This is a genomic window from Oceanobacter mangrovi, from assembly GCF_019740315.1.
GTDB classification, from domain to species: Bacteria; Pseudomonadota; Gammaproteobacteria; order Pseudomonadales; family Oceanobacteraceae; genus Oceanobacter; species Oceanobacter mangrovi.
Genome location: NZ_JAHXZR010000003.1, coordinates 155744 through 175618 on the forward strand (window position 1 = coordinate 155744; position 19875 = coordinate 175618).

Below are 19875 nucleotides of genomic sequence, written 5' to 3' on the forward strand. Positions count from 1 at the left end.
GGTTATCAAACCTCCATCACATGCATAAATACCACCACTAACATGGTGACGTTTACCAGCAAGCCAACCATATAGAAATAACTGCGGGGACTGGGGTTTTTCTCGGTGGCAATCAGGTAATACAGCGCCATATGGAGGATGCGGCAGATGGCGTAAATCCAGCACATGATGCCCAGTTGTGCGGCATCAAAACCAGCCAGCATCCCGACGATAGCCGGGCCGACCATTAACGGCAGGTTCTCCAGCGAATTCATAAAGGTGCGATGGCTGCGAAATACAAAGGATTCATGGCCAAGCTGGCTGTCGAGCACGCCAGGTATATAGCGTTGCTGACTGCGGTGAGCGGTTGCCGCCACCAGACTCTGGACCATCAGGGTGGCAAACATCAGCATCAGGGCTTGCAGGGCCAAATGGTATTGGCTGAGCAGGTCGGTCATGACATGGACTCCGTTATCGCATCAGTCGGGGCGGGTTTCAGGTGGCTACGCACCCTATCACTGTATTGCTGTTCAAATTGCTGGATGTTTTCCTGCACATAATCAACGAACGCTTTCATCACCGGGTTCGGCTGCTTTTCGTTGAGATACACCAGGCACCATGAGCGTCGCAGGGGGAAACCGGGCAGTGGGAGTTGCTGCAGACGTCCAGAGTTCAATTCAGACAAGGCCGTCAAGCGTGGTACAACAGTGACTCCCAAACCGGCCATAACGGCATGCTTGAGGCCATCGTTGGAGTCAATTTGCAGGATCGGCTCAAGGCCGACACGAATCTGCTGGGCCCATAATTTGAGCGCCTGATGGGTGCCGGAATCTTCCTCGCGCATTATCAGGCCAGCATCGAGAAATTGCTGCACGGATACCTGCTTTTGCTGCGCCAGCGGGTGCGACGGGTTGATCACCGGAATCAGTTCGTTATCGAGAAATGGCAGTGTGGCGAGGGTCTTGTCTACCGGTGCCATGCCCATCACCGTGAGGTGGTCGACGTTGTCCTGCAGCCGTTTGATGGCGTCCAGCCGTTGTACCATACGCACATGTACCTTCACTTCCGGATGGCTGGCCAGAAAGCCCGGCAGCATCCATGGCAGCACGCAGTGGGCGGTATCAACCGCCGCAATATTCAGCGTCCCGGCGACCTGATTGCCCATCAGGATCAGCTCATTTTGCAGCTCTTTCAGCTCGCCAAACATCACCTCAATGCAGCTCGCCAGTTTTTCCCCGGCGGCGGTACAAAACAGCTTGCGACCGGCGTATTCAAATACCGGCTGGCCCAGTGCCTGTTCCAATTGGCGTATTTGGGAGCTTACTGCGGGTTGGGTCAGGCCAAGTTTTTCACCGGCCTTGCTGTAGTTGCGGTAACGGTAGACTGACTGGAAAACCTGCAACTGCCTGAAAGACAAACGATTGACCAGTTTTTGTACGGAGTTGGGCATGCTGACCGGCTCATGAATGACTGCTGGATTGCTATGTATAAGCTCTAGCTTATGGCTAACTAAAATAATATCAATTTTAACTTAATGACCGACTGCCTTACTGTGAATTGACTGGAATCAATGAGGCAATGACTCATGCTCAAGAAGGTACTCATCGCCAACCGCGGCGAGATTGCTGTTCGTATTGTGCGCGCCTGCGCTGAAATGGGAATTCGCTCGGTCGCCATTTACACCGAGCCTGACCGTTATGCCCTGCACGTCAAACGCGCTGACGAATCCTACTCGCTGGGCGAAGATCCTCTGGCTGGTTATCTGGATCCGCTGCGCATCGTTAACCTGGCGGTCGAAACCGGCTGTGACGCGATTCACCCTGGCTATGGTTTCCTGTCTGAAAACGCTGAATTTGCCCGTCTCTGTGAAGAGAAAGGCGTGACCTTTATTGGTCCGAAGTCTGCCGTGATTCACTCGATGGGTGACAAAACCCAGGCGCGTGATTCGATGACTGCAGCCGGTGTGCCGGTGACACCCGGTTCCGACGGCAACCTGGCCAACGTCGAAGAAGCACTGGAGCTGGCCGAGCAGGTTGGCTATCCGGTGATGATCAAGGCCACTTCCGGTGGCGGTGGTCGTGGTATTCGTCGTTGTGACTCACCAGAAGAGCTGCGCCAGCAATATCCGCGGGTCATTTCCGAAGCCACCAAGGCATTCGGTTCCGCCGACGTCTTCCTGGAGAAATGCATTGTGAACCCGCGCCATATCGAGGTGCAGGTGCTGGCGGACAGCCAGGGCAATGTGATTCACCTGTACGAGCGCGACTGTTCGATCCAGCGCCGTAACCAGAAACTGATTGAAATTGCACCCAGTCCACAGCTCACGCCGGAGCAGCGTGAGTATGTGGGCAACCTGGCGGTAAAAGCCGCTCAGGCGGTTGGCTACGAAAACGCGGGCACCGTGGAATTCCTGTTGTCTGGCAACAAGGTTTATTTCATGGAAATGAACACCCGGGTTCAGGTGGAGCACACCATTACCGAACAGATCACGGGTGTGGATATTGTCCGTGAACAGCTGCGTATTGCGGCCGGTTTGCCACTCAGTTATCGCCAGCAGGACATCAGCTATCGTGGCTTTGCCCTGCAGTTCCGTATTAACGCTGAAGATCCGAAGAATGATTTTCTGCCGAGCTTTGGTCGTGTGACGCACTATTACGCACCGGGTGGCCCGGGCGTGCGGGTCGATACCGCTATCTATACCGGGTACGAAATTCCGCCTTATTACGACTCCATGTGTCTGAAGCTGATTTGCTGGGCGCTGACCTGGGAAGAAGTGATCGCCCGCGGCAAGCGTGCGCTGGATGACATGCGTCTGCGCGGTATCAAGACCACCGGTACCTATTACCAGCAGATTCTCAGTCATCCGGACTTTGAGTCGGCGGTGTTTGATACCAGCTTTGTGCCGACTCATCCGGAGTTGCTGAATTACTCCGAGAAACGTGACCCAAGTGAAATTGCCCTGGCGCTGGCCGCCGCGATTGCTGCCCATATGGCTGCCTGATAAGGAGAAACAACATGAGCAAGAAGCCAGTACAGGTTAACCCGATCCAAATAACAGATGTTACTTTGCGCGATGCCCACCAGTCGCTGATTGCGACCCGCATGCGCACCGAAGACATGTTGCCAATTTGCGAAAAACTCGACGCCATTGGTTTCTGGTCGCTGGAAGTCTGGGGTGGCGCCACCTTTGATGCCTGTGTCCGTTTTCTGAAAGAAGATCCATGGGAGCGCCTGCGCCAGTTGCGCAAGGCGCTGCCAAACAGCCGTCTGCAAATGTTGCTGCGTGGCCAGAACCTGCTGGGCTACCGCCATTACGCCGACGACGTGGTTGAAGCCTTTGTGCACAAGGCGGCCGAGAACGGCATGGATGTGTTCCGGGTGTTCGACGCGCTGAACGATATTCGTAACCTCGAAACTGCCATGAAAGCGGTGAAAGCGGCGGGCAAACACGCCCAGGGCACGCTGTGTTACACCACCAGTCCGGTGCATACCCCGGAACTGTTTGTCCAGCAGGCCAAAGACCTGATCAGCATGGGTGCCGATTCCATTGCCATTAAAGACATGGCCGGTCTGCTGACGCCGTATGCGACCTACGACCTGGTCAAGGCGCTGAAGGATGCGGTTGATGTGGACGTGGTGATCCACAGCCACAGCACTGCTGGTCTGGCACCACTGGTACAGCTGAAAGCGATTGAGGCCGGTGCTGATCGCATTGATACCGCGATTTCTTCCTTCGCCAGCGGCACCAGCCATCCCGCCACTGAATCCCAGGTTGCCGCACTGAAAGGTACCGAGTACGACACGGGTCTGGATCTGGAAGCGCTGGGCGAAATCGCCGATTACTTCCGCGAAGTACGCAAGAAATACCACCAGTTCGAATCTGAATTCACTCGTGAAGACGTCTCGGTTCAGATTAATCAGGTGCCGGGCGGCATGATGTCCAACCTGGCCAACCAGCTGAAAGAACAGAACGCCCTCGACAAGATCCGCGACGTGTTTGCTGAAATCCCGCGTGTTCGTGAAGACCTCGGCTTCCCGCCGCTGGTAACGCCGACTTCCCAGATCGTTGGTACCCAGGCGGTTTACAACGTGCTGGCCGGTGAACGTTACAAGACCATCACCAACGAAGTGAAGCGCTACCTGCAAGGCGGTTACGGCAAGGCTCCGGCGGCGGTTAATGCGGCACTGCAGAAGAAAGCCATTGGCAATGAAATTGCCATTGAGCACCGTCCGGCGGACGACCTGGCCCCGGAAATGGCCAAGCTGAAAACCGATATTGGTGCGCTGGCGCTGAGCGACGAAGATGTGCTGACCTTTGCCATGTTCCCGGATCTGGGCCGTGAATTCCTGCAGCAGCGTGCTGATGGCACCCTGCAGCCAGAACAGCTGCTGCCACCAGAAGCGGCTGACAAGAAAATGGGCATTGCTACCGAGTTCACCATTGATGTGCATGGTGAAAGCTATGACATCGCAGTAACCGGTGTGGGTGATTTTGGCTCAGGTAAACGCAAGATCTATCTGAGCATGGACGGCGTTCCGCAAGAGGTGGTGTTCGAGCCACAGAATGAGTACGTCGATCAGGGCGCGGGTAAAGGCCGCAAGCGTGCCACTGAACCGGGTCATGTTACCGCTGCTATGCCAGGCAACATTGTTGAAGTGCTGGTGAAAGAAGGTGACGAAGTAAAAGCCGGTCAGGCGGTATTGATTGCTGAAGCCATGAAGATGGAAACCGAGATTCACACCAGTGTGGCCGGTACCGTCAAGGCTGTGTATGTCGCCAAGGGTGATCGTGTAACGCCGGGAGAAGTCCTGGTCGAAGTCGGCTGATAGCCATTTCGCTAGTGCCAGCTGGCCGTATAACGGCTGCTGGCCAGGCCCGTTGCGGGCCGGAATTTTGCTGCTGGCGTCCCGAACCCCTCGTGCGCTGGCGGTGAGATAAATGCTCCACCGCTCATCCGGAGCATTTTTTGGTGGCTGATGCCAGTGTCCCTATCTGTTCGCATCAGTCACAATTTTTATTCCTGCCTGCTGTTTGGTGAATTTGTGATAAACAGCAGGTGTCTATTGTCGGCGGCTGGCGTAATCTCCGCGGCAATTGAACGATTGATCTCCAGAATCTGGTTGAGGACACAAAATGAAGAAGCTGGTTCAGGGCGTACTGAATTTCCAAAAGAACGTGTATCCGGAAAACAAATCCTTATTCAAGGAATTGGCAGACGGCCAGAGTCCAGAGGTTCTGTTTATTACCTGTTCCGACTCCCGTATCGACCCGAACCTGGTGACTGGCTCAGCCCCGGGTGACCTGTTTATCTGCCGTAACGCCGGCAATATTGTTCCTCCGCATGCCCATCAAACGGGTGGTATGACAGCCTCGATTGAATACGCCGTCGCCGTGTTGGGTGTTCGTCATATTATTATCTGTGGTCATGCTGACTGCGGTGCTGTAAAGGGTGCACTGGATATGAGCAAGCTGGAAGGCTTGCCACACGTAACCGAATGGTTGGGTCATTGTCGTTCGGCGATGGATATTGTGCGTGAACGTAACGGTATTGCCGCCAATGCGCCGATTGATGCCTGTCACCTGAACGAGTGCATCAGTGAAAACGTGTTGCAGCAGGTGCAGCATATTCGTACTCATCCTGCAGTGGCTGCCAAAGTTGCTACCGGCAAGGTGTTTGTGCACGGTTGGGTGTACGACATCAAGAGCGGCAAGATCCAGGCAAGTGATGAATACTGCACCAAATTCCTGCCATTTAATGAGCGTTACCAGAACGTTATCGAAACGCTTTGATCGGCTTCTGAATCAAACAAAAACGCCAGCGATTTGCTGGCGTTTTTGTTGGGATGTGGCGCCGCAGTTTTCAGCGCGGCAAATGCAGATCCCAGCGAATGGCGCTGATGCGGATCAGAATAATCAAAACGCCGGTCGCCATCACCGCAGCATTAGGGTCGACCTTCTGCCATAACACGGCATAAAGCAAGGAACCGGACCAACTGGCTGTGGCGTAGAAAGGCCCTTTGAATACCAGCGGTTCTTCGTTCAGCAAAACATCCCGCAATATACCGCCCGCAACACCAGTAATGACGCCCATAAAGCTGGCTATCAGCCAGTCGGTGCCCATCATCAGCGAAGCCTGGGTACCGGCAATGGTATAGAGCGCCAGTGCTACGGCATCGGGAATTTCAAACCAGCGCGGTGACAGTTCAATTTTACGGGCTATATAAAAGGTGCCTAACGCTCCCAGCCAGGTAAACACCAGATAACTGGAATCGCCAATCCAGAATACCGGCCGATCGAGAATCACGTCGCGCAGGGTACCGCCCCCCAGTGCTGCACAGAAGGCGATAATCAGCACACCAAACAGGTCGAATTGCTTGTTGCGGGCGTCAATAACCCCAGCGGCAGCGGAAAAAATCGACGCCAGCATGGTCAGCCAGTACAGCAGCAAGGAGGTATCAGCAGGGATTTCCATGATTGGGTTTATAGCTCTGGTTCAGCTACCGGGTGTATGGAGCAGAAATTCCAGCACAAACTTGGAACCGAAATACGACAGAATCAAAAACGCTGTGCCTGTCAGGGTCCAGCGGCTGGCGGTAACGCCGCGCCAGCCGTAGCGGTAACGACCAAACAGCAACACGGCAAACACCGTCCAGCCGATAGTGGCAAATACCACCTTATGAATCAGGTGTTGTTCTTTCAGATCGACCACACTTGGCCAGCCAATGGCAAACGCCAGTGTCAGCAGGATTTCGCCCAGCCAGATCATTTCAAACAGCAGCAGATCCATGGTTTGCAGCGGTGGCAGCGCCTGAATCAGGCCATGGGTCTTGTGCTGGCGCAAATGACGATCCTGCAGATACAACAACACCGATTGCACCGCCGCAATCACAAACACGGCATAGGCCAGAATCGACAACAGAATATGCCAGACCAGACCGTAGCTGAGATGATCCAGCGAAACGTACTGCTTGGTTAGCGCAGCGGTGAGTAGCACGGCCATGATCATTGGGAACAGCCCGACAAACAGGTTTTCGACCGGCTTCTTCAGGCTGGAGAACAGCAGTAACAGGGTGATCACCCAGCCAATTACCGAGCCAATGTCAAAAAAGGCGAAATTGATTCCGGGATGCTCCGGACGACTGAAAACCAGTGCGTAAGCCAGATAACCAAAATGCGCCAGCGCCGCCAGCATGGCAATGGTCAAAACCTGATTGCGCTGGGCCGGACGCTTCCCTGTGACTACCAGCCCTTGTCGCAGCGCGGCTGCGCCATACAGCAACACGGCTGGCAAAACGATAAGAAATTCAAACATAACCGCTGTTCCATTAATTCGGCCCCAGTGTCGCACAAGGTGTGGGGTTAGCAAAGAGAGCGGCGCTGTTCCGTCGTGACCTGAATAGCGGTTTAGCGATGACGGGACAGTTGTTCGGACTCGGTCACCAGGGTGTTGAAATTACGTTCTACATAGCTGGATGTACGTAGCTTCATACTCTGTCTATTGTTTTTAATACAGTCGGCCCAGCGCTGTGCTTCGCTGACCTTGGCCCAGCCTGACAGGTTTGGCTTGGCGCAGGTTGACTGCTTTTGCTCATTGATAATGGTGTTGACCTGCTGCTTTAGCAGACCGTATTCGTATTCCTGGGTTATCTGGTTAGCAACACTTTCGTAGTTATCGAGGATGATCTTTTGATAAATTGCTACCCGGCAGGCGGATTGCTGTAAATAAGGGGATGGTTTTTCATATGACTGGTTTTTGTAACCATAGGATGATGACTTGATGCTCCTGCCCTGAGTGCTACTGTCGAGAGTAGACCAGCTGTTGCGGATGTTCCCCATAGCGTTGAACAGACTGATGCTACGATCCTGATAGAACTTTATTTCAACGTCACCACAATAACAGCCGTGCTCGCTACAAATCGGGGTGTCAGCCAGGTATGGAGGGCGTTTGAACCAGCTGGAATGCATTCCAAATTCGTTATAGCCGCCTTTCTCTATCACTTCCTGGTTGCCCTGTTCACAAGGCAACGATTGGAATACGGTCGAACCGTTGACGTCACATTTGTAAATTGCAGCCAGCGTTGATTGGGATAGCAGGGCCAACAGGCCAATAAGCAGGAGTTGTTTCATTACCAATCTTCCTTAATTGCATCGGTTGTTCCTGGGAGTCGTCGCTATGCTAACGGATGACTGTTGACAAAAAAATGCCAAAGTTGATGTTTTATGAAACTGTTGTGGGGAGATGAGTTCGAGCCGAGTTGCAGTGACAGGATTCGTTGATAGTCCTCTATAGATTGCTTTTAGCAGAACCGTCCCCAATCAGGGTATACTTCGCACAATTTTCTCCAATATTTCCATTTTGGGCGGGTCGGGTTCTCCGGCGTTTCCCCATAACGAGTTGCTGCTATGTTCGAGAGTTTGACCGACCGACTTGGCAAAGCCCTGAAAAGTATTTCGGGCCAGGCCAAGCTGACCGAAGACAACATCAAGGGAACCGTGCGTGAAGTGCGCATGGCGCTGTTGGAAGCCGACGTTGCCTTGCCTGTCGTCAAGGCTTTCACTGATCAGGTGAAAGAGCGTGCGATTGGTACCGAGGTGCTCAAGAGCCTGAATCCTGGCCAGGTCTTTCTCAAGATCGTTCATGAAGAACTGCAAAAGGTCATGGGTGAGGCGAATGAAAAGCTGAACCTGGCGACCCAGCCTCCGGCTATTGTGCTGATGGCTGGCCTGCAGGGGGCTGGCAAGACCACCACTGTCGCCAAGCTGGCCAAATATCTGGCTGAGCGGGAAAAGAAAAAGGTGATGGTGGTTTCTGCTGACGTTTATCGTCCGGCAGCGATCAAACAGCTGGAAACCCTGGCTAACGATGTGGGTGCCTTGTTCCATCCGTCCAGTGCCGATGAAAAACCGATCGCCATTGCCAAAGGCGCGATCGAAGCAGCGAAAAAGGCTTATGCCGATGTGCTGCTGGTCGATACCGCCGGTCGTCTGGCTGTCGACGAACAGATGATGGCGGAAATCAAGGAATTGCACGCCAGCATCAACCCGGTTGAAACCCTGTTTGTGGTTGATGCCATGACAGGTCAGGACGCTGCCAACACCGCCAAGGCTTTCAGTGAAGCCCTGCCGTTGACCGGTGTGGTGCTGACCAAGGCCGATGGTGATGCCCGCGGCGGTGCGGCGCTGTCAGTACGTCATATTACCGGCAAACCCATCAAGTTTATGGGGATGGGTGAAAAGACCGATGCGCTGGAGCCATTCCACCCGGATCGTGTTGCTTCCCGTATTCTCGACCTCGGTGACGTCCTGACCCTGATCGAAGAAGCCGAACGCAAGATCGACAAGGAAAAAGCCGACAAGCTGGCCAAGAAGATCCAGAAGGGCAAAGGCTTTGATCTGGAAGATTTCCTCGATCAGCTGCAGCAGATGAAAAATATGGGCGGTCTGACCGGCATGCTCGACAAGTTGCCAGGCATGGGCAACATGAATCAGATGGCCAAGCAGACTGCTGCGGCTGAAAGCCAGTTCAAGCAGATGGAGGCGATTATTTTCTCCATGACGATTGATGAGCGTCGCTTCCCGGACAAGATCACAGGTTCTCGTAAAAAGCGTATTGCCAATGGTTCTGGTACCCAGATCCAGGACGTCAACCGGGTGCTGAAACAGCACAAGCAAATGCAGAAAATGATGAAAAAAGTGACTGCCAAGGGCGGCATGAAGAAAATGATGCGAGCCATGGGGTCGATGGGCGGCCCCGGCGGCATGGGTGGCGGTGGTGGTCTACCCCCGATGGGCGGTGGCGGTTTCCCTCCAATGCGCTGAAAGGCGGTTTAACCCTGTAATTACTCTTAAAAATCCCCGCAAAAGCGGGGATTTTTGCTTCTATGGTAAAAGAGGTGCCAGAAACTCCGTGATTGATGAACACCTGTCTATGATTGAATGCTGAAAACCAATCGAAAATACAGTATGTGCAATTGTCAGCTTCCTAATAACCTCACGTAATAAAAGGTAATATATGGCCCTTAGTGGCTGACTTGGTCTTATCAGGGTGAAAGAATGCTCCAAAGACCGAACCGGAATGAGAGGCCAGGATGGCTGTTCAACAATACCCTTCTCACGATAGAAAAAAATTTTGTCGTATCAGCCAGTATGGCTTCTCGCTGATCGAAGTTCTGATCTCCATGTTTATTTTCGCGGTTGGAATTTTAGGCGCTCTTTCAATGCAAAGCCTGGCGCTGAATACCAACAGCAACGCGATGCAGCGCTCTATCGCGAACATTCTTGCCTATGACATGTTTGAACGCATGATTGCCAACCGGGACTCAGTGATTGATGGTAGTTACAACCTTTCTCTGTCGGCGCTTTCTGACGTCTCTAGCGGTAGCAACCTTGCCAGCCAGGATATTGTTGATTGGCTGGGGTCTATTAATGAATGGCTTCCAGGAGGAAAGGGCGGTGTTGAATGTGATAGCAGCGCGGTTTGTAGCCTGACCATCCAATGGGATGCACAATTGCTCAAAAACGACATTGAGAGCGATGGCACCATTGATGATGATGCCAAGGTCAAAACCCTGACGATGGTTAGTGAGCTATGAGGCGCTTGGCGGGAATGTCCTGTCGATCAAGGTTGTCTCATCAGGCGGGTTTTTCACTGGTCGAACTGATGGTCGCCCTGGTTATCAACTTGCTGGTCATTGCCGGTGCTTCTGAATTATTGGCCAATAACCGTCGAACTTACCGGGTTGATGAAGCGAATGCGAATATGCAAGATGCCATGCGTTTTGGGCATTATTTGATTTCCGGAACTATCCGAGAAGCTGGCTTCGGGTGTCTCGGATCAATATCTAACGTCGTCAATACCCTAAATGATTCAACGGACCTGGATTACGATTTTGAGGACTCTATTCAAGGGTACGATTCTGATACTGGCTATCCAGACGAAGTTGCCAGTGATGTTGTCTCAGGGTCTGATGTTCTGGTAATTCGTTCCGGTTATGGTACCCAGGTTTCTCTTGAGTCTGAAATGCCAGATAGTAGTGCAGTCCTGAAAACAACTGCACTGGAATCATCTCCTATTTCAACCGGTGATATTGTAGTGCTTACAGATTGTTCCAGCGCTGCCATTTTTCAGGTAACCAACTATACGGATGCCAATGGCAATATCGTCCATAATACAGGCAATAGCGTTGAACCAGGTAATGCGACAAAAAGTTTTAATCACAGTTATTCAGCAGGTTCTCAGGTATTGAAAATACATAGCGTTGTTTATTACCTTACGGATAATGAAGATGGACAGCGAGTATTGATAGAGCGTAGTAATGAAAGTGGAACTGTCAGTCTGAATGAGATGGTTATCGGTATTGAAGATATGCAAATAACCTATGGCGTAGATACGGATGCTTCTGATGGTGTGGATGAATATGTCGAGGCTGGAGATATAACGGATTGGAATGATGTACTGTCAATTCGAGTGGCTTTGCTTATGACCAGTACAGAAGATAATCTGACCATCGAAAAACAAACCTATGACTTTAATGGAACAACCGTTACGGCAACTGATAATCGAATTTATCGTAGTCTGAGTTTTGTTACTGCTTTAAGGAACCGAACCGAGTAATAATATGTTATTGACAGGAAATAGTTTCAACAATGTCGTAATAGCTTTCCCTGCCAGTAATAAATACTCTGGCTCTGCAATGATTATTACTATGATGATGTTATTGCTGGTGTCTATTCTGAGTCTGATCAGTGCCCAGAGTGCTTCGTTACAACAACATATGGCTACGAATGAGGAAGATCGGGCTCGGGCATTTCAGGCTGCAGAAAAGGCATTACGCCAGGCTGAAGCAAAGATTGACGCGCTGCTTGATAGCTCTTCCGGGCTGGCAAGTTTTGGAACAACCAATGGATTGTACAAAGGACTTGAGGCTGTTGATGGAGAATGTGTCAGTTATGCGAATTGGACTTCAGACCAGGCCAGCTGGGATGACAGTGATTCTATCGAAGTCGACGTAAAAAATACCTCGCCATTTAATCAAATGGGTCTTGCTACAAATCCGAGATACATGGTCGGTCTGGAAACAGAAACGGATCAAACCAGCGCTTGTTATTCCAGTACCGTGGCTACAGGTTATTCCGATAGTGTCAGTAACTCCACCGCAACTGTAGAGGTTGTTCGATTTACGATTACCGCAATTGGGTATGGCAAAGGTCCTAATACCAAGGTTCGTTTGCAAGAAACATGGAGTGTGAGTCAATGATGAGTAGAGGCTTTTGCCAATGAATATTGTATCAGTATCGGGCCCTAATCTGCGGGAACCTGTATTCAGAGTTTTATTTACCTTCATCATTACGCTTTGTTCTGCGATCGTTATTGCCGGAGCTTGTAGCACCGCTGGTGTAACTGGGGCGGTCATGGGTGTTTTTGACGGCGGTTCGGTCGAAATTAATGATGGTAGTGCTTCCAGCTGGAAAGAGTCCGATGATCTATGTAATGTCACTTTTAGTGGCGGTGCCAATGTCAACGTATTATCTGATGATTACTACGGTTCCAGTAAAAGTGATTGTGGAATCGAGCCTAGTGATACAACGATTGATCGATTGGACTTGCCTGATTATGAATCTACAGATTCGACGAAAACCCTGAAAGTAAAGAATTCGACAACCTATATCTATATTGATGGTACCAAGTATCAACAGCGTAGTAGTAAATGGTGTATTGGATCATCTGATTGTGGCTATACCCAGGTTGATGCTGTCCAGTTCCCAGATCTGTCTACCGGGACTGTTGATTATGTGACTCTGACAAATAGTGATTGGGCATCAATCAGTCTGGAAACGGATAGTCAGGCTTTGTATCTTTCTTATAGCAGCTCCCAGGATTCATACCATATAGGAGAGTTATCCATCGCAAATGGCGGAACTCTTATTATGGAACCAGGAACTTACTTTATTGACTCGCTGGAGGTCGACTCAAGCTATCTGGTCGTTAAAACGAAAGACCAGGATGGTAATGCTTTGGGAGACGGTTCTGGTCAGGTTAAATTATATATAAAGGATCAGGATGATTCTGGTAACAAGATATTCAATAATGGTGCCTGTATTAATTTCGAAAATTGTGACATAAGTGATGGCTCTATTGATACATCTGGTCAGTATCCAGAGCGGCTGGCAATCTTTGTCTATGACGGAGATCTGGTGCTATATGACAGAGCCAAGATCGCCGCTAGTCTATATGCAGACTCCGGTGATATTATTATTCGATCAAACTCAGGGTTTGCTTTTGTCGGTGAGATGTTGGGGGAAAATATATCCGTAATTAATAATAGCGGAGTCGATTTTGTTTATCAGGATACCGGAACTTTCGCTGAATTATATTCTTCTGCCAGTAGCGGAAGAGATGGTGAGTTCAGTCTGGCGGGCTCTGCCGTTGCCGATAATGTTTCAACTGGTGACTATGTGTATATCCCGTCACAGACAGATAACACGGATGAATCAGGTATTACAGGACACCTGAAAGCCTTTGCCATTCAATCAGATGGTGAAACCAGTTCGACAGCATCATGGGATGCCAACAGTTTGATGACTGCCGATGACCGGCGTACAAAGTTGTGGTCAACCGATACCGATGGGAATCTGGTGTTATTGACGGCACTGGATGATGATGCATTCGCAGTCTCCAGTACACTCAGCACTGATACCATCATTGAATATACCATTGACCCATCTTATGGCTCGGGCGCTTACTTGGGTGATCGAGACAGCAGCTCCATGATGGGAGCCCCATATATATCGCAGCCGGTGGTAATGGGGGACATCGTGGTTTTTCAAACAGATGATGGATTTGTATACGCCGTTGACTCCCAGAGCGGAGCCCTCAAATGGGGTTTCATCCCACGGCCACTGGTCGCCAGTTTACAGCTGTATGACTCCTTTTACTCCAGCCATCCAATGGCCGGACAAATTGCGGTACTGAATGAGGATGGGGCAGAAACAGCAGGTTTTATTGTTGGTTCTGCGCTTAGTGGCAGCCTGCATTATGCGCTGGAGGTTGATGGCAGTGGAGATCTCGAGCAGTTGCTCTGGGTGGATGAACGAACCAGTAGCAATGCTCATCGACCGATTCTGATGTATGTGGGCAGTACTCCAACGGCAACTTACATTGGCGATACATCCGAGATAGTTGCTCGTAGTCTTGAGCAAGATTATGACGAAGATAGTTGGGATGTTGCCAATACTCTGGAGGATAGTGATTCCAGCCTGGTGGCTGAACCCATTGCCGTTGTCGAGTATGTGCTGGACAGCAGCGGCAACGCCAGGGTTCAGGAGGCAGAACTGTATGCAGGAGACAACGCAGGTTATGTTTACCAGACAACTCTGGTCAGTAACAGTAAGTTTAAAACGACAGTAAAGCTTGAAACACTTGGAAACATCGGAACAAATTCAAACGTTTCTGACCCGGTATTATATCTGGAGCATGCAACAGAGACCGATGCTGAGTATTTGACGGCCCAGAGTACAACTCGCCTCAAGACATTCCGTATTCCTTCGGATGATGATGAATGGCTACCTGACTGGACCAGCTATGCTGGCGGCTCCGGCTATTGGGATGATAGCGGCAGCAGCTATACCTCGGAAACCACCTTTACGCCCAACACCGAGCATATCCAGAAATTGCCGAGCAGTGGCGCTACAATCACGGATAAGCTCACTATTGCGGCAAGTGTGGTCTTTTTGCCAGTTCAGGTGGAAACAACTTCAAGCTGTGATGCCTATTACTACCTCTACCAGCTGTCCGATGGCTATTTCCCGAGCAATACCATCTATAGCTCCTCGGTTGTAACCGATAATGTCAAAGTCGGAACAGGTGCTGCCTATCAAGCAAATGTGATGGTGCTGAATGGTGATGTTGTGGTGCAGGGCAACAGTCAAAACAACACTGACTCATTGCTTGGTATTGATGACGCCTTTACCTTCACCAGTAGCCCGGGTGGCCGTAGCGGCTGGCGCGAGGTCAAAGACGAGTAAGGCTGGATACTGACGGTTATTGTATGCTGCAGGCCTCAGTAATCGTCGGAGATCAACTTTGGAACTCAAATCCATCGACAAACCCAGCTACAAGAAGCACCTGAATCTGCTGCAGTTTGGTGGTGTCGCCCTGTTGTTGGTATTGGCTCTCGGGCTGTCATCTCTTTATCGCAGCTGGTGGGGGAACGGTGAGTCCAATACCGGCTTGAACCTGCTGGCTGTGATTACGGCGGTGGTGGTGCTGGCAGCGCTGTTCAGTCTTATTCGACAGCAGCCCTGGATGGCTGACATTCGTTATACCTGGCAGCTGAAGCAGGAACTGAACCGGATTTATCGTCACAGCAAGGTGCTGGAAAAAGCCCTGGCCGACGGCGACGAAAATGCTTTTCGGGTGCATTTTTTCAGTCTTCATGGATCACTGCACCTATACCGTATCGAAGACAACACCCTGACCGTACCGGAATTGCAGGAAAAAATCGCCGAGCTGGATGAAACCTTGCGACAGCGCCAGCTGGTCGTCAGCGTCGCCGATTACCGGCCGGAACTGATCGACGAGATCAAACAGCGCTATCGCTAAAACGGGCAATTGCTTCCCGATAGCTCACGGACTGGCAGACTCCTTGCAATGACCTTCATAACCTTTGGTGTCAATCCTGGAGGATGCCGTTATGACCTTGTTTTGCGGGGCTTACATGCCCGAAAGTGGTTTGGTTGATAGTCCGTTTGTCGGAGCTCTGACACGGGTTGCTGCAAATCTTACAAGATTGCCAACCAAGGCTGTTGCAGATGCTTCAGCCCACCTTGATTTGTACTTCCTGTTGCCGCATGGCGAAGAGATACCTCCGTTTCGTGGCATGCGGTTTCACTCCTTCGATCGCGAACATATGCGCTTGCGTATCGAGTCCTCGGTTCCTGCCCATATGCTGGAATCCCGCCATTGTCAGGCCTATGTGCTGGCGGCGATTGAAGATGCGCTGGAAAACGCGGCTGAGTTCTTCGCCAGTGAAAACATCCAGTTTGATTACCTGGGCTGGTCGTCGCGTTTGCGTCAACTGGCGAGGGCTGCCTGATGAGTCAGCCGATTCGTATGATCCTGTGTGAAGATGCCGGCAACCTGCTGGAGAAGCCGGATTTGTTACTGCTGGACTGTCGTGACGTACGCGATTATCAGGCCAGCCATCTGGACGGCGCCCTGCATGCCCATGATGATCTGGTGACCAGCCTGATTCGCAAGCGCGATCTTGAGCGTCCAATTCTGATCTACTGTTACGCGGGCCATCGCAGTGAAAACCTCTGCGAGCTGTTTGTTGGTTTTGGTTTCAAACAGGTCTACAACCTGGCGGGTGGTTACATGCGCTGGCAGGAAACGCAGCAGGTCAGTGGCTCTCATGCTGCAACTTAATGAGATTGCCAATACGGGTGTGACGGTAACCCGCCCCTGCAATATCTGGGCGATGGCCAAACACCAGAGCATTCGGCATTTGCTGTTGTTGTTGGAAGAGCGTCTCGGTGGCGCTTTTCTTGTCGACCAGCGGATCGAAACCGACTGCCGGGCGATTTACATCTGTGAGCTGCAAGACCCTTCCATGCGGGCTTACCTGTACACGCTAGGTCAGACTGATGGTCGTTATGGTGTGCATCTGGAATATCCGGATTCGTCGGAAGCCAACCAGATTTTTGATGCCTATGAAAACCAGTCGCTGGAATCGCTGGTGCATATTCTGGCAGTACATCTGGACGTTGACGAAGTGCTGCCATTACCTGTGATGCATTGAGTTTTCACACCTACTGCGCAGCGAACTCCTGCAGAATAGGGCAGTCCGGCCGTTCATCGCCAGCACAACAACTGACCAGTGACTGCAGGGTGTTCACCATGGATTGCAGTTCGGCGATCTTCTGGTTCAAGGTGCTGATATGCTGCTGGGCCAGCTGTTTTACATCTTCACTATGACGGGATTCATCCTGCCACAAGGCCAATAGTTCTCCAATCTGCTCAACCGCAAAGCCCATATCACGGGCTCGCCGGATAAATCTGAGGGTGTGGATATCGGCTTCGGAATATTGTCGGTAACCAGAGCTGGTGCGACTGGCTGGTTGAATCAGTTTGATCTCTTCGTAATAACGAATCATTTTGGCGCTGATACCAGAAGCGTCAGCGGCGGCGCCAATATTCATGGTGCTGTTCCTCCCTCTGGATTAAAGCGAAATCCGGCGTAACCGCAGTGCATTGCCAACCACAAATACCGATGACATTGCCATGGCGCCAGCGGCCAGGGCTGGCGACAGCAGCAAGCCGAAGGCCGGATAGAACACTCCGGCTGCCAGCGGTACCAGCGCACTGTTGTAGGCAAAGGCCCAAAACAGGTTTTGGCGAATATTGCGCATGGTTGCCTGGCTGAGACTGATAGCGGTGACCACACCTTGCAAACTGCCAGACATCAATACCACGTCAGCAGACTCAATTGCGACATCCGTGCCGGTACCAATCGCCATACCGGCATCGGCAGCGGCCAGGGCGGGGGCATCGTTAATACCATCACCGACAAATACCAGTTGTTGTTCGCTGCTGAGTGACTGCTTCAGCTGCTTGATCGCATCAACTTTCCCGGCAGGCATAACTTCGGCGACGACTTGATCAATGCCGAGCTGGCGAGCAATGGCGTTGGCTGTGTGCTGGTTATCGCCGGTGACCATCGCGACTTGCAGACCCATGGCATGCAGCGCCTGAATGGCGGTTGGGGTCGTTTCCTTGATCGGGTCAGCAACCGCCAGCACCGCCGCCAGCTGATGATTGACTGCCGCATAGAGGGGCGTTTTTCCCTGCTGGGCCAGCTGCTCGGCCGTTTGCTGCAGCGGGCTGATATCAATACCTTGTTGCTGCATCAGGCGGTCGGCTCCGAGTAAGAGCTGGAACGACTCGCCGTCAGCTTGCAGCTGGCCTTCAACCCCCATGCCGGTCAGCGAGTTGAAGCTGAGCAGGGTCGGTAGAGTCAATTGCTGTTGTTCGGCTGCCGTGACAATCGCGCGCGCGATCGGGTGTTCAGACTTCAGCTCCAGTGCGGCAATGGCGGCTAACACCTGTTGTGAGTCGAACTGACCATGACTGTGCAGGTCGGTGAGGGCGGGTTTACCTTCGGTAAGAGTGCCGGTTTTATCGAATACCACCATGGCGCTGCTTTCCAGTCGTTGCAGCGCTTCGCCTTTACGGAACAGCACTCCGGCTTCAGCGCCGCGACCGGTGCCGACCATAATCGAGGTGGGAGTGGCCAGCCCCATGGCGCAAGGGCAGGCGACAATCAGTACCGCGACCGCATTCACCAGTGCAAAGGTCAGGGCCGGATCCGGGCCAAAAATCAGCCAGATCACAAAGGTCAGTGTTGCCAGCCCCATCACGGCCGGGACAAACCAGAGTGTAACCCGGTCAACCAGCGTCTGGATCGGCAGCTTCGAGCCTTGCGCCTGTTCGACCAGCTGGATAATCCTCGACAGCACACTGTCTTCGCCGACGGCTGTGGCTCGCATGGTCAGGGCACCGGTCTGATTAAGGGTGCCGCCAACCAAAGTGTCGCCGGGCTGGCGCTGGGCAGGAATCGGCTCGCCGGTAATCATTGATTCATCAACATAACTGCTACCTTCGACCACTTCACCATCAACCGGAATGCGCTCACCCGGGCGAATCTCCAGCAGGTTGCCGTTCACAACCTCCGCCAGTTGGGTCTCGATCAACTGGCCATCACGAACGATACGCGCGGTTTGCGGCCGCAGACTGACCAGATGTTTGATGGCACTGGACGTCTGCCCCTTGGCTCTGGCTTCCAGCAGGCGACCGAGCAAAATCAGAGTGACGATGACCGCCGCGGCTTCGAAATAGACGTGCACCGTGCCAGCCGGTAACAGCTGCGGCAGAAAAGTGGCGATAGTGGAAAAGCCCCAGGCCGCCAGAGTACCGACCGCAACCAGTGAGTTCATATCCGGTGCGGTGTGTAACAGTGCTGGAAGGCCTTTTTTATAGAATCTCAGGCCCGGCCCGAGCAGCACCAGACTGGTCAGCACAAACTGCAGCAGCCAGCTGGTCTGTTGGCCGATGGTCTGGTTCACCCAGTGGTGGAATGACGGAACCAGATGACCGCCCATTTCGAGTATAAATACCGGCACCGTCAGTATCGCTGCAATCAGCAGGTCGCGGCGGTACAGACGGGCTTCATCATCACGTTTATTGCTGGTGGCAATGGACGACTGGCCAGCGCTTTGTTGTTGCAGAGGTTTGGCATCAAAGCCCGCTTTGCGTACCGCTGCGATTAAATCTTCGGTGCGGGTGCCGGGCAGGATCTCGATATGGGCTTTTTCGGTCGCCAGATTGACGCTGGCGGCGGTAACCCCAGCCTGTTTGCCGAGCACCCGTTCAAGGCGACCGGAACAGGAAGCGCAGGTCATGCCTTCAATGGTCAGTTCGACCGGTGCGGCTGGGCGTACCTCAAAACCGGCTTTTTTGACGGCCGCCAGCAGTTGTTCGACGCCAGCCGATCCGGTGATCGTCGCTTTTTCGGTGGCCAGATTGACGTTAGCGGCTTCGACGCCTTCGACCTTGCCGAGCACGCGTTCGAGGCGGGTCGAGCAGGAGGCACAGGTCATACCGTCGATATCGAGAATCAGCGGGGAATCTTGCTCTGGCATTGGCGGCCTCCGGTCTTGATCCGTTGTTCGTTAGAGCGGTTATGGTAAACCTTCCAACCTTGGCAAGGTAAATAGGCGGTTCAGGAAATACCCTCTGGTCAGATCAATAAAAGCGGTTTTGCCGATTGACCTTGCCATAATGGCAACCTTTAGATTGAAGCCATTGTCCAGAGCCAAAGCGGCCTGGGAAAACAATC

Annotated in this window: 19 protein-coding genes; 12 read left to right on the top strand and 7 right to left on the bottom strand. The window is 52.2% G+C overall.

The features are described from left to right. Positions 1-5 precede the first annotated feature (5 nt). Together K6123_RS07480 and K6123_RS07485 are read right to left on the bottom strand one after the other, a co-directional pair. The gene (locus tag K6123_RS07480) at positions 6-437 is read right to left on the bottom strand and encodes an MAPEG family protein (protein WP_221795999.1); all 432 of its coding nucleotides are present in this window, start codon (positions 435-437) and stop codon (positions 6-8) included. Beyond that, positions 434-1429 carry a LysR family transcriptional regulator gene (locus tag K6123_RS07485; protein ID WP_221796002.1) on the bottom strand — a complete coding sequence of 332 codons (996 nt, stop codon included), beginning with the start codon at positions 1427-1429 and terminating at the stop codon, positions 434-436. Before K6123_RS07485 ends, K6123_RS07480 begins: the two co-directional genes overlap by 4 nt. Positions 1430-1564: 135 nt before the next feature. Here K6123_RS07485 and K6123_RS07490 point away from each other — a divergent pair, with 135 nt between their 5' ends. The 3 genes from K6123_RS07490 to K6123_RS07500 all read left to right on the top strand — a co-directional run bounded on the left by K6123_RS07490 (position 1565) and on the right by K6123_RS07500 (position 5770). Continuing rightward, the gene (locus K6123_RS07490; RefSeq protein WP_221796005.1) at positions 1565-2980 is read left to right on the top strand and encodes an acetyl-CoA carboxylase biotin carboxylase subunit; all 1416 of its coding nucleotides are present in this window, start codon (positions 1565-1567) and stop codon (positions 2978-2980) included. A 14-nt stretch (positions 2981-2994) separates the two neighbouring features. Then, entirely contained in the window at positions 2995-4806 is a 1812-nt protein-coding gene (oadA, locus tag K6123_RS07495) for a sodium-extruding oxaloacetate decarboxylase subunit alpha (RefSeq protein WP_221796007.1), read from the top strand. A 307-nt stretch (positions 4807-5113) separates the two neighbouring features. Next, positions 5114-5770, top strand: coding sequence for a carbonic anhydrase (locus K6123_RS07500; protein ID WP_221796010.1), 657 nt, complete (start codon positions 5114-5116; stop codon positions 5768-5770). Between the two features lie 70 nt (positions 5771-5840). Here K6123_RS07500 and K6123_RS07505 read toward each other — a convergent pair whose 3' ends face one another. The 3 genes from K6123_RS07505 to K6123_RS07515 form a co-directional block, all read right to left on the bottom strand. Beyond that, complete coding sequence (locus tag K6123_RS07505) at positions 5841-6452, bottom strand: trimeric intracellular cation channel family protein (protein ID WP_221796013.1); 612 nt, start codon at positions 6450-6452, stop codon at positions 5841-5843. A 21-nt stretch (positions 6453-6473) separates the two neighbouring features. After that, positions 6474-7292, bottom strand: a complete 819-nt coding sequence (locus K6123_RS07510; protein ID WP_221796017.1) for a cytochrome C assembly family protein — start codon at positions 7290-7292, stop codon at positions 6474-6476. A gap of 92 nt (positions 7293-7384) precedes the next feature. Then, positions 7385-8107, bottom strand: a complete 723-nt coding sequence (locus K6123_RS07515) for a hypothetical protein (RefSeq protein ID WP_221796020.1) — start codon at positions 8105-8107, stop codon at positions 7385-7387. Positions 8108-8383: 276 nt separating this feature from the next. Here K6123_RS07515 and ffh point away from each other — a divergent pair, with 276 nt between their 5' ends. The 9 genes from ffh (at position 8384) to K6123_RS07560 (ending at position 16779) form a co-directional block, all read left to right on the top strand. Next, positions 8384-9799: a signal recognition particle protein gene (ffh, locus tag K6123_RS07520; RefSeq protein WP_221796023.1), complete on the top strand. Its 1416-nt coding sequence runs from the start codon at positions 8384-8386 to the stop codon at positions 9797-9799. A gap of 269 nt (positions 9800-10068) precedes the next feature. After that, positions 10069-10572: a type IV pilus modification protein PilV gene (gene pilV, locus K6123_RS07525; protein WP_221796026.1), complete on the top strand. Its 504-nt coding sequence runs from the start codon at positions 10069-10071 to the stop codon at positions 10570-10572. A 14-nt stretch (positions 10573-10586) separates the two neighbouring features. Next, entirely contained in the window at positions 10587-11594 is a 1008-nt protein-coding gene (locus tag K6123_RS07530) for a PilW family protein (RefSeq protein ID WP_281423923.1), read from the top strand. A 4-nt stretch (positions 11595-11598) separates the two neighbouring features. Then, entirely contained in the window at positions 11599-12237 is a 639-nt protein-coding gene (locus K6123_RS07535) for a pilus assembly PilX family protein (RefSeq protein WP_221796029.1), read from the top strand. 19 nt (positions 12238-12256) lie between these two features. Next, positions 12257-15004, top strand: a complete 2748-nt coding sequence (locus tag K6123_RS07540; protein WP_221796031.1) for a pilus assembly protein — start codon at positions 12257-12259, stop codon at positions 15002-15004. Positions 15005-15062: 58 nt separating this feature from the next. Then, positions 15063-15581, top strand: coding sequence for a DUF3087 family protein (locus K6123_RS07545; protein ID WP_221796034.1), 519 nt, complete (start codon positions 15063-15065; stop codon positions 15579-15581). Positions 15582-15672: 91 nt separating this feature from the next. Next, on the top strand, positions 15673-16074 hold the full coding sequence (locus K6123_RS07550) for a hypothetical protein (RefSeq protein ID WP_221796037.1): 402 nt from the start codon (positions 15673-15675) through the stop codon (positions 16072-16074). Continuing rightward, on the top strand, positions 16074-16406 hold the full coding sequence (locus tag K6123_RS07555; RefSeq protein WP_221796039.1) for a rhodanese-like domain-containing protein: 333 nt from the start codon (positions 16074-16076) through the stop codon (positions 16404-16406). Before K6123_RS07550 ends, K6123_RS07555 begins: the two co-directional genes overlap by 1 nt. Further along, positions 16393-16779 carry a hypothetical protein gene (locus tag K6123_RS07560; RefSeq protein WP_221796042.1) on the top strand — a complete coding sequence of 129 codons (387 nt, stop codon included), beginning with the start codon at positions 16393-16395 and terminating at the stop codon, positions 16777-16779. Before K6123_RS07555 ends, K6123_RS07560 begins: the two co-directional genes overlap by 14 nt. A gap of 10 nt (positions 16780-16789) precedes the next feature. Here K6123_RS07560 and cueR read toward each other — a convergent pair whose 3' ends face one another. Together cueR and K6123_RS07570 are read right to left on the bottom strand one after the other, a co-directional pair. Next, a complete protein-coding gene (gene cueR, locus K6123_RS07565) occupies positions 16790-17179 on the bottom strand; it encodes a Cu(I)-responsive transcriptional regulator (protein WP_221796044.1) in 390 nt (129 codons plus the stop codon). A 21-nt stretch (positions 17180-17200) separates the two neighbouring features. Then, positions 17201-19678, bottom strand: a complete 2478-nt coding sequence (locus tag K6123_RS07570) for a heavy metal translocating P-type ATPase (RefSeq protein WP_246624678.1) — start codon at positions 19676-19678, stop codon at positions 17201-17203. Positions 19679-19875: the final 197 nt, after the last annotated feature.

What these genes read in the sequence shown, in the direction of transcription:
- K6123_RS07480 (WP_221795999.1), bottom strand. Translation starts at nt 437, where the DNA reads ATGACCGACCTGCTCAGCCAATACCATTTGGCCCTGCAAGCCCTGATG.
- K6123_RS07485 (WP_221796002.1), bottom strand. Translation starts at nt 1,429, where the DNA reads ATGCCCAACTCCGTACAAAAACTGGTCAATCGTTTGTCTTTCAGGCAG.
- K6123_RS07490 (WP_221796005.1), top strand. Translation starts at nt 1,565, where the DNA reads ATGCTCAAGAAGGTACTCATCGCCAACCGCGGCGAGATTGCTGTTCGT.
- oadA (WP_221796007.1), top strand. Translation starts at nt 2,995, where the DNA reads ATGAGCAAGAAGCCAGTACAGGTTAACCCGATCCAAATAACAGATGTT.
- K6123_RS07500 (WP_221796010.1), top strand. Translation starts at nt 5,114, where the DNA reads ATGAAGAAGCTGGTTCAGGGCGTACTGAATTTCCAAAAGAACGTGTAT.
- K6123_RS07505 (WP_221796013.1), bottom strand. Translation starts at nt 6,452, where the DNA reads ATGGAAATCCCTGCTGATACCTCCTTGCTGCTGTACTGGCTGACCATG.
- K6123_RS07510 (WP_221796017.1), bottom strand. Translation starts at nt 7,292, where the DNA reads ATGTTTGAATTTCTTATCGTTTTGCCAGCCGTGTTGCTGTATGGCGCA.
- K6123_RS07515 (WP_221796020.1), bottom strand. Translation starts at nt 8,107, where the DNA reads ATGAAACAACTCCTGCTTATTGGCCTGTTGGCCCTGCTATCCCAATCA.
- ffh (WP_221796023.1), top strand. Translation starts at nt 8,384, where the DNA reads ATGTTCGAGAGTTTGACCGACCGACTTGGCAAAGCCCTGAAAAGTATT.
- pilV (WP_221796026.1), top strand. Translation starts at nt 10,069, where the DNA reads ATGGCTGTTCAACAATACCCTTCTCACGATAGAAAAAAATTTTGTCGT.
- K6123_RS07530 (WP_281423923.1), top strand. Translation starts at nt 10,587, where the DNA reads ATGTCCTGTCGATCAAGGTTGTCTCATCAGGCGGGTTTTTCACTGGTC.
- K6123_RS07535 (WP_221796029.1), top strand. Translation starts at nt 11,599, where the DNA reads ATGTTATTGACAGGAAATAGTTTCAACAATGTCGTAATAGCTTTCCCT.
- K6123_RS07540 (WP_221796031.1), top strand. Translation starts at nt 12,257, where the DNA reads ATGAATATTGTATCAGTATCGGGCCCTAATCTGCGGGAACCTGTATTC.
- K6123_RS07550 (WP_221796037.1), top strand. Translation starts at nt 15,673, where the DNA reads ATGACCTTGTTTTGCGGGGCTTACATGCCCGAAAGTGGTTTGGTTGAT.
- K6123_RS07555 (WP_221796039.1), top strand. Translation starts at nt 16,074, where the DNA reads ATGAGTCAGCCGATTCGTATGATCCTGTGTGAAGATGCCGGCAACCTG.
- K6123_RS07560 (WP_221796042.1), top strand. Translation starts at nt 16,393, where the DNA reads ATGCTGCAACTTAATGAGATTGCCAATACGGGTGTGACGGTAACCCGC.
- cueR (WP_221796044.1), bottom strand. Translation starts at nt 17,179, where the DNA reads ATGAATATTGGCGCCGCCGCTGACGCTTCTGGTATCAGCGCCAAAATG.
- K6123_RS07570 (WP_246624678.1), bottom strand. Translation starts at nt 19,678, where the DNA reads ATGCCAGAGCAAGATTCCCCGCTGATTCTCGATATCGACGGTATGACC.